This is a genomic window from Arthrobacter sp. 05L45_2 (assembly GCF_056397525.1).
This window is the reverse complement of the sequence record NZ_JBFTNO010000118.1, coordinates 1-9504: the sequence shown is the minus strand read 5'-3', so window position 1 is coordinate 9504 and position 9504 is coordinate 1. Positions and strand designations below refer to the sequence as shown.

The window sequence follows — 9504 nt, the reverse complement described above, 5'->3', positions numbered from 1 at the left end:
GAACAACGAGACCCGGGCGCGCTTGGTGGCCTGGAACATCTCCTGGGCGTCGGACGCGGAGTCAGCGGCAATCACGTTGACGCCGGCAATCACGTGCGGGGCGTCCAGCTGCGCGGAGGGMCGGAACTCGCGGCGGTASASCGCYACRGCGTCCTGCAGGGCGTTTGGGGCAAAGTGCGAGGCGAARGCGTAGGGCAGGCCSAGCTGGGCYGCCAGCTTCGCCCCGAACAGGGACGAGCCCAGGATGTAGAGCGGCACGTTGGTGCCCTTCCCGGGGGTGGCGTCCACACCCGGGATGCGGGTGTTCCCGGTCAGGTAGCCCTGCAGCTCCAGCACGTCCTGCGGGAAGCTGTCGGCGCTCATCGGGTCCCGGCGCAGGGCCCGCATGGTGTTCTGGTCGCTGCCCGGCGCCCGGCCGAGGCCCAGGTCAATCCGGCCCGGGTGCAGGGTTTCGAGGGTGCCGAACTGCTCCGCGATGGTCAGCGGCGAGTGGTTGGGCAGCATCACACCGCCCGCGCCGAGCCTGATGGTGCTGGTGTGCGCGGCGATGTGGGCGATCAGGACGCTGGTCGCCGACGAGGCGATGGATGACATGTTGTGGTGCTCGGCGTACCAGATGCGGCGGTAGCCCAGTTCTTCGGCGCGCTGGGCCATGGCCACGCTGCCGGCGAAGCTTTCCGCCGCCGTCTGGCCCTTGCCGATGATTGCGAGGTCAAGGATGGAAAGCGGAACAGTCACGGAAAATGCCGGCCTTTCGGAGGTGGTGGGAAATTCGGGTCCGCCGCACTGGAGGGTAGCGGCGCACACTGGTGGCAACGGCGGCGGGGCCCGGCTTATTTCAAGGGCGCCAGAAACCCGCGGATTCCGGCGCCCGGAATAGCCGGCGCGCTGACGGGGTTGCCGCCCTTGTGACCCCCACCCGTCAACCGGCTCCCCGGCCGGAGGAACAGGAGTACAACATGGCTAACATCCTGATGGTCGTATCCGCCGCCGATTCGCTCACCATGCGCGACGGCAGCCAGCACCCCACCGGCTACTGGGCCGAGGAACTTGTCGTCTCGCACCGGACCCTGCTCGACGCCGGACACACCGTCCGCATCGCGACCCCCGGCGGCGCCAAGCCGACCGTTGACGGGGTCAGCCTGGCTGCTGACTCGGCCGGCGGACAGGACCGCGCCGATGAGTTCCGCGCCTACCTGGCCGGAATCGACGCCGAGCTCTCGGCACCGCTGGTGCTGGCCGACGTCGAACTTTCCGGGTACGACGCGATCGTGATGCCCGGCGGCCACGGCCCCATGGCGGACCTCTTCGAGGACGCCGACCTCGGCCGGCTGCTGATCGAAGCCAACACCGCCGGCAAGGTCATTGCGCCGTTCTGCCACGGCCCCGCCGGCCTGCTGAGCGCCGTCGACGACGCCGGCGCGTTCGCGTTCTCCGGGCGCCGCCTCACGGTATTCACCAACGAGGAGGAACTCGGCGGCGGCACCGGCCCGAACACGCCGTGGTTCGTCGAGGACGCGCTGAAGGAAAACGGTTCGATCGTCGAGAACGGGGCCGCCTGGAGCTCCCATGTGGTGCGCGACGGCAACCTCATCACCGGGCAGAACCCGCAGTCCAGCGAGGCCGTGGCGAAGGAAGTCCTCAAGGCCATCGCCGGGTAGTCCCAGTCGCGGCAAATAAACATCAGCTGAAGCCGGGTCCGGGTTGCCGGACCCGGCTAAGCTAGCCGCATGGCCATCAAATCCACTGCAGATAAAGTCGCCACCATCCAAAAGGGGTACACCCTGGAGGGGCCCACCATCGAGCTTGGCGCCGCGATCGTCGACGGCGAACTCCACAAAGAGGCACCGGTCCGGCTGCCGTTGTCGATGATGAACCGGCACGGCCTGGTGGCCGGCGCCACCGGCACCGGCAAGACCGTCACGCTGCACATGATGGCCGAACAGCTCTCCACCGCCGGTGTCCCCGTCTTCCTCGCGGACATCAAAGGCGACCTCTCCGGCCTCGCGACGGCCGCCACGGGTTCGGAGAAGCTGAAGGCGCGCACCGACAGCATCGGCCAGGCCTGGTCCGGCAAGACCTTCCCGGTGGAGTTCCTGGCCCTCGGCGGCGACGGGGCAGGCATTCCGGTCCGGTCCACCATCACCTCGTTCGGGCCGGTCCTGCTGTCCCGCGTGATGGAACTGAACGAGACCCAGGAGTCGAGCCTGCAGCTGGTCTTCCACTTCGCGGACAAGAACAACCTCGAACYGATCGACCTCAAGGACCTGCGGGCCGTCATCCAGTTCCTGACCTCGGACGAGGGCAAGGACGAACTTGAAGAACTCGGCGGCCTGTCGAAGGCGACCGCAGGCGTCATCCTCCGCGAGCTGATCAACCTTGAAGCCCAGGGCATGGAGAAGTTCTTCGGCGAGCCGGAGTTCGATACCGCCGAGCTGCTGCGCACGGCCCCGGACGGCCGGGGCGTCGTGACCTGCCTTGAGCTGCCGACCCTGGAGACCAAGCCCATGCTGTTTTCCACTTTCCTGATGTGGCTGCTGGCTGATTTGTTCGAGGACCTCCCGGAAGCCGGCGACCTCGACAAACCGAAGCTTGTGTTCTTCCTGGACGAGGCGCATCTGCTGTTCAACGGCGCGTCCAAGGCCTTCCTCGACGCAATCACCACCACCGTCCGGCTGATCCGGTCCAAGGGTGTGGGGATCTTCTTCGTGACCCAGACGCCCAAGGACGTCCCSGCGGAYGTCCTGGGCCAGCTGGCGAACCGGGTGCARCAYGCCCTGCGYGCCTTCACYCCSGAGGACGCCAAGGCMCTCAAAGCCACAGTGTCGACCTTCCCGGTCAGCGACTACGACCTCGAAGAAACCCTTACCTCCGCCGGAATCGGCGAGGCAGTCATCACCGTCATGAACGAAAAGGGCGCGCCCACGCCGGTGGCACTGACCCGGCTGCGGGCGCCGGAGTCGGTGATGGGCCCCAGTGATGCCGCCCTGGTGGCCAGCACCGTGGCCGGGTCCGCCCTGCTCGCCAAATACGGCACCGCCGTGGACAACGTCTCGGCCTATGAAAAGCTCGCCGGCCGGGCTGCTGCACCGACCGGCCCGGCCGCCGGAACGGCGCTGGACCCCAACGCCGTCGACGCCGATGCCCGCCAGATCGAGGAAGAAATCCTCGGCCGCCCCAGCAGCCGCTCGGCACCGGCCCCCGCGCCCGCCCCGGCCCCCCAGCGGCGCGCTCCCGAGCAGCAGCCGGCAGGCGGCGGAATGGCCGGGGACATCGCCGGGGCCTTGGGCGGTGTGCTCGGCGGCGGCCTCAAGAGCATGGCGCGCTCCCTCGGGACGCAGATCGGCCGGGAGCTGCTCCGCGGCGTCTTCGGCACGTCATCGCGGCGGCGCCGTCGCTAGGACATACCCCGCGGTGATGGTGCACGTCACACCGGGCGCCTGTGACACCGGCATTCAGCGGGCGTGCAGGTAACGTAAGGTACGTGCAGATGAGTCAGGCGTTGGTCAGGATTGCAGCCGTGTGGCTGTTGGGCCTGATGCTCGCCGTGGCCGCCGCCATCGTCGCCATCAACGTGGTGAACAATTCCATCGGCAGCCCGCAGCAGCCGGTCCGGGAGTATTTGGATGCCCTGCAGAAGGGCGAAGGCGGGAAGGCCTTGGGCCTGCTGCATGCCTCCGTACCGCAAAGCAACGCCGCGATGCTGGACGGTGAAGGCCTGAAAAAAGCGGCCGCCCGGATCTCGGACGTGAAGTTCGGCGCCGCGGAAGACCGTGGCGGCAACCAGGTGATGGTGCCGATCGACTACACCATTGACGGCAGCCAGCTGCGCACCGAGTTCCTGCTGCAGCGCTCCAGCACCCAGTGGCTTTTCTTCCACGACTGGTCGATCGTCCCCGCCGCCTTGCCGGTCCTGGACGTCACCGTGGTCAACTCCAGCCAGGCCTCGCTCAACGGCGTTCCGGTGAACATGCCCAACGGCCGGAACACCTTCGCCGTGCTGTACCCCGGGGAATACGAGGCCTCCCTGGACGGCCAGTTCTTCGCCGCACCCCCCACGCGCGCCACCGTGTCCAGCCGGGACATGCCCTCGGCGCCGCTGAACCTCCTGACCCACGCCACCGCGGGCCTGAAGGACTCGGTCACGGCCAAGGTCAAGGAGTTCCTGGACAACTGCGCGGCCCAGGCGGACAAGCAGCAGCAGCTCCAACCGGACTGCCCGTTCTATCACGCCACGAACAACCGGGTGGTGGACGGCACCATCGACTGGAGCATCACCGACTACCCCGCCGTCAGCATCGAGCCGTTCGGCGGACGCTGGGTGGTGGCTCCCCTGGACGGTAAAGCCCGGATCAAGGCCCGGCAGGTGGACCTCTTCACCGGCGCCGTCACGGAGCTCAACGCGRTCCACGACTTCAGCTTCACCACGCGCCTGGACATCGCCGGCGACACCGTCAAGCTCACCCCGCTGCTCAGCAACTAGCCGCAGGCCGCGGGACCGGCCGCCGAAACGGGGCCGGTCCGCGGCGCGCCTTAGTCCATTCCGCGCAGGTCCAGGACCAGTTCGGTGTCCCCGTCGGCCTGCAGAACCACTGGGATGCCCCAGTCCTGCTGGTACAGGTGGCACGCCGCGTGGTCCGGGATCTCGCCGTCCTCGGTCTCCGGGCCGTCGCAGGCCGCGGCCCGGGCGGTAATGTGCAGCACGCCCTCCGGCACGTCGGACGAGAGCTCCAGGGTGCGGAGCAGGCCCACAGAGGTCCCCCCACCGGCCACCAGCAGCTCCGGCGGGGTGGAGGAGATCTTCAGCTGCGTGGGGTCGCCCCAGCGGTCATCGAGCTTCTGCCCGGTCGGCGCCGTGAACCGCACCGTCAGGGATAGAAGGCCCGGCGCCACGGGGCTCTTGGGCCGCTGGGTCTGCGAGGCACCCTCGTCCACCTGCTGCGCTTCCTTCGGGATGGGCACGTAGACCAGCTGGTGCTTGTTGGCCTCCACCACCACCAGCAGCGGCTCGGAGCCGGCCACCTGGGTGTGGTCGACAATGACGTCCGAGGGCTCGGACAGTCCGCGCGCGAGCGTGGAGACGGTGCCCGTGGCGGGGTCGTAGCGCCGGACCGCACCGTTGTAGGTGTCCGCGATGGCCACGGAGCCATCCGGCAGGACCGTCACGCCGAGCGGGTGCTGGAGGCGGGCGTCGGCGGCGGGGCCGTCGCGGAAGCCGAAGTCAAACAATCCCTTGCCCACGGCGGACTCGACAGTGATGGCGCCGTCGTCCGCGATCACAAGTTTGCGCAGCGCCGACGTCTCCGAGTCGGCGACCCAGATGTTGCCGTCGGCGTCCTCGGCCAGGCCGGAGGACTGCGCGAACCAGGCTTCGGCGGCCGGACCGTCGAGCAGGCCCTCCAGGCCGTTGCCGGCGGCAATGGACACCGCGCCGGTGACGGGGTCGAAGCTGAAGATCTGGTGCACTCCGGCCATCGCGACAACCACCGCGTTGAGTTTGCTCGACCAGACCACGTCCCACGGCGAACTCAGCGCAACCTGCAGGGGATCCGCTTCRAGCCGGSCACCGTASGCGGCGCCSTCYTCRTCCACGCGCGCCGGGCCGGTCTCSAGCAGCCGCTGGAYSCCGTTSCCGGCGAGGGTCGTGGCGSTGCCGTCGGCCAGCGACAGCCCGCGGAGGCGGTGGTTCACGGAGTCGGCGATCACGACGTCGTAGCCGGCCTTGGCGGCGACGTCCTCCGGGAGCAGCACCAGGCCCTGGGGTTCGTTGAACCGGGCCTCGCCGGCGGCGCCGTCGGCGTAGCCCTTCTCGCCCGAACCGTAGGTGTCCAGCACCGTTTCGAAGTCGGTGGAGAGCTCCACCAGGCGGTGGTGACCGGTGTCGGTAACCAGCCAGGAGCCGGCGTCGCCGGCTGCGGCCGAGCCACCACGGCCGGCCGGGAGGTACAGCGCCTTGCCCGGGAACCGCAGCGTGCCCGACGTCGGCTCTGGAGCCACGTAGGGGCCGTCGCCGCGGTGCAGGGTGCCTTTGGCTTCGTGCTCGGCGATCAGCTCGGGAATGAGCACTGCCAGCCCGTCCGCGTGCCCCTCGCCGGACAGGTGCGCGACGATGTAGCCCTCGGGGTCGATGACCACCAGGGTGGGCCAGGCGCGGGCCGTGTAGGCCTTCCAGGTGTCCAGTTCCGGGTCGTCCAAAACCGGGTGGCGGATTTCGTAGCGTTCGACGGCGGCGGCCAGGGCCACCGGGTCCGCCTCGTGCTCGAACTTGGGCGAGTGCACGCCGACGGTCACGAGGACGTCGGAGTACTGCTGTTCCAGCGGGCGCAGTTCATCGAGGACGTGCAGGCAGTTGATGCAGCAGAAAGTCCAGAAGTCCAGCAGCACGATCTTGCCGCGCAGTGATTCCAGGTCCAGGGACTTCCCGCCGGTGTTCAGCCAGCCCCGGCCTACCAGTTCGGAGGCCCGGACCCGGAGGTGGGTGCGTACGGTTTCGCTCATCAGCGTCCTTCCAGCTTTGAATTGCGTTCTGCCAGCTTCGCGTCGCGTTCGGCGAGCTGGGCAAACATATCGTTGTAAGCGGTGAGATCGGCGTCGTTATTCCTGTCCGCCGCACGGTCGGTGCGTTTGCTTTCCCGCGCGTCGGACCGGGACCACATAACCGCGACGCCGATCGCCACGAGCAGGGTGGGTACTTCGCCGATGCCCCAGGCCACCGCGCCGCCCATCTGCTGGTCAAGCAGGGCCGACTGGCCCCAGGTGCGGCCGAGGTTTCCGAAGTAGTCGGCGGCGAGCAGCCCGGTACCGCCCATGATGGCGACGCCGAAGAAGGCGTGGAAGCCCATGGTGGCCAGCAACAGCAGCAGCCGCATGGGGTACGGCGCCCGGCGGGGCAGCGGATCCGTCCCGATCATGGTCAGGACGAAGATGTAGCCGGTCAGGGCAAAGTGCAGGTTCATCAGCTCGTGGCCCACGTGGTCGCGCATCGCATAGCCGAAGGCGTCCGAGTAGTAGAACAGCACGATCGAGCCGGCGAAGTTGGCGGCGGCGAACAGCGGGTGGGTGACCAGCTGCGAGAACTTGGAGTGCACAAAGACCAACAGCCACTCCCGCGGGCCGCGGGAGCTGTCCCGCCGCGCGGTGAGGGCACGGAGCGCCAGCGTGACGGGGGCGCCGAGGACCAGGAAGATGGGGGCCACCATGGTCAGGGCCATGTGGTCCACCATGTGCGCCGAGAACAGGACACGGCCATAGACCGACGGCGGCCCGGACGTCACGTAGGTCAGGACCACCAGCCCGATCACCCAGTTCACGGTCCGGAACCAGGACCAGGCGTCGCCGCGGCCGCGGATCTTGCGGATGCCAAGGACGTAGGACACCAGGCCGAAACCGGCGACGGCGACCCACAGCCAGTCGAGCCGCCATTCGGTGAGCCACCGTTCGGGCGTCAGCTCGGGAGGGAGCTCGTACCCGGAGAGGATGAAGGCCGGGGAGGCGTCCGGGGCGAAGGTGGTGGGCTGCGGCGGGGCCGAGCGGCCCAGCGCGACCGCGATTCCGGACGTCATGCCCATGATCAGCAGCTCCACAAGGATCAGCTGCCACAGCACCCGGCGGGCCGAGAGTCCGCGGCCCTTGACGCCCAGCTGGGGGATGACCCACTGACGGTGCATCAGCCCGACGCCGCCGAGGACCAGGGTGGCCGCTGCCTTGGCCAGGATTAGCTGGCCGTACGCCGAGCCAAACAGGTCGGCCCAGCTGGAGACCCGGATGCTGGCGTTAATGACACCGGAGGCGAAGACCAGGGCGAAAGCGAAGCCGGCGAGCGTGGAGAAGCGGCGCAGGGTGGGCTCGGTGATGTCGGTCCGGCCCTGGGCGCCGGCACCCCTGGGGGAACCGAGGATGCCGGAGAGCAGCGCCAGCACAATGATGCCGCCGACCCAGGCCGAGACACCCACCAGGTGCAGGCCCAGCGAGTTGATGGCGCCCTCGTGGTCGTTCGAGCTGGCGGAGTGGCCGATCAGCGCCGCCGGCGCCAGGCCGACCGTGGCGAGGACCAGCGTCAGTGCCAAGGCTCCGCGCGAGCGGATACCGAACAGTGTGGTGGTGACGACGGCGGCAATAATCACCACCGTCAACCAGGCCCGCCCGGTCTCGATGTCCGTCATGAAGTACACAAGTGATTTGGTGAATTCGGGGTCGCCGGAGATTTCCTGCCCGGCGATGTCCGAGTAGCTCAGGACCAGCACGGCCACGGCCGACAACGTCCAGGCGACACCTGCGGCCGCGGCGATGGCCAGGGCGCGGGTGAAGGCGGGGTGTTCGGGGGCGTCGGCGCCGCGGGCGGGGCGTCCGGAGAGGTTCCTCGGCAGGATCCCGACGGCGAAGATGAGGCCGCCGATCACCGCGGCGAGGGACACGTTGTGCACGGCCTTGCTGACGGGCAGGCCCCAGCGGACCAGCGCGCCGGGATCCGAGACCGCGCGGGCACCGGCGGCACCCGAGAAGATCAGCGCCGCCGCCAGGCCGAGGAACAGCGCAGCCAGTCCGGCCACCTGCCAGGGCCGGGAGATACCCGGCGTTCCGGCACCAGAGCCAGGCGCTCCCCCCGTAGGGGCAGGCGCTGCTGTGGTCTGGGGTTTTGCTGCGAAAGGCACAAMTCCATTGTCCGCTACGCCCGTCCGCCCGCCGAATCCGCGGGGAGGCTTAACGCAAAAGGAGCGGCAACCCAGAGGGTTGCCGCTCCTTTCAAGCGTTTGAAGAAGACTACTTCTTCTTGGCGACTGCAGCCTTCAGCTTGGAGCCGGCGGTCAGCTTGACGCTGTGGCCAGCGGCGATCTGGATCGTCTCGCCGGTCTGCGGGTTGCGGCCGGTGCGGGCAGCGCGGTCGGTGCGCTCGACGGCGAGCCAGCCCGGGATGGTGATCTTTTCGCCGGCGGCGACAGAGGTCTCGAAAACCTCGAACAGTGCATCGAGCACGGAGTTGACGGCTGCCTGGCTGGTGCCGGCCTTGCCAGCTACCTCTGCAACAAGTTCACTACGGTTCTTAGCCATTTATGTCCTCCTGGACTGTTCTAATTTCTGAAGCCTGCACGCGGCATGCATGCGGGCCACTCTTCGAAAACTTACCAGCTTGGCGCCGCCGAGGTGGGAAATTCCGCGTGTTTTCGCCCTTTTTTGGGAAAATTTCCGGGTTTTGGACCGCTTTTCAGCCATCAGCGGACACCTTGCTGTGTGGCCGGGCGCGGGGCCGGCGGCAGGTGTTGGCCAGGGCGGGGCGTCGGCGGGCTGCAGTGGCCGGCCCGGGGCGCTTGTTGCGTGGTGTGCCGGTCTGCCGGGGAGGGCCGTCCGTCTGTGCCGGGGGCCGGGGGAGGGCCGGTCCGCAGGTCTGGCGTGGTTGGTTGTGTGGTTAAAGTGGGAGAGCCTCCAACCTGGTGGTTGGAGGCTCTCGACCTAATGATGTTCCGGCGGTGACCTACTCTCCCACACCCTCCCGGGTGCAGTACCACA

Annotated in this window: 7 protein-coding genes; 3 read left to right on the top strand and 4 right to left on the bottom strand. The window is 68.5% G+C overall.

The window, feature by feature from the left end; genetic code table 11:
• On the bottom strand, positions 1-738 hold a 738-nt coding region (locus AC1DHD_RS10380), incomplete at its 3' end, for an LLM class flavin-dependent oxidoreductase (protein ID WP_476879638.1).
• A 221-nt stretch (positions 739-959) separates the two neighbouring features.
• Between AC1DHD_RS10380 and AC1DHD_RS10375 the strand changes: the two genes are divergently transcribed.
• From AC1DHD_RS10375 to AC1DHD_RS10365, 3 genes are all read left to right on the top strand, one after another.
• Positions 960-1661, top strand: coding sequence for a type 1 glutamine amidotransferase domain-containing protein (locus AC1DHD_RS10375; protein WP_476879637.1), 702 nt, complete (start codon positions 960-962; stop codon positions 1659-1661).
• Positions 1662-1730: 69 nt separating this feature from the next.
• The gene (locus tag AC1DHD_RS10370) at positions 1731-3401 is read left to right on the top strand and encodes a helicase HerA-like domain-containing protein (RefSeq protein ID WP_476879636.1); all 1671 of its coding nucleotides are present in this window, start codon (positions 1731-1733) and stop codon (positions 3399-3401) included.
• Positions 3402-3490: 89 nt separating this feature from the next.
• Positions 3491-4483, top strand: a complete 993-nt coding sequence (locus AC1DHD_RS10365; RefSeq protein ID WP_476879635.1) for a hypothetical protein — start codon at positions 3491-3493, stop codon at positions 4481-4483.
• 50 nt (positions 4484-4533) lie between these two features.
• Here the strand turns inward: AC1DHD_RS10365 and AC1DHD_RS10360 are convergent, their stop codons facing one another.
• The 3 genes from AC1DHD_RS10360 to AC1DHD_RS10350 all read right to left on the bottom strand — a co-directional run bounded on the left by AC1DHD_RS10360 (position 4534) and on the right by AC1DHD_RS10350 (position 9048).
• Positions 4534-6498, bottom strand: coding sequence for an NHL domain-containing thioredoxin family protein (locus AC1DHD_RS10360; RefSeq protein ID WP_476879634.1), 1965 nt, complete (start codon positions 6496-6498; stop codon positions 4534-4536).
• Entirely contained in the window at positions 6498-8651 is a 2154-nt protein-coding gene (locus AC1DHD_RS10355) for a bifunctional copper resistance protein CopD/cytochrome c oxidase assembly protein (RefSeq protein ID WP_476879633.1), read from the bottom strand. The genes AC1DHD_RS10360 and AC1DHD_RS10355 overlap by 1 nt, the downstream gene beginning before the upstream one ends.
• Positions 8652-8760: 109 nt before the next feature.
• The gene (locus AC1DHD_RS10350; protein ID WP_011776355.1) at positions 8761-9048 is read right to left on the bottom strand and encodes an HU family DNA-binding protein; all 288 of its coding nucleotides are present in this window, start codon (positions 9046-9048) and stop codon (positions 8761-8763) included.
• Positions 9049-9504: the final 456 nt, after the last annotated feature.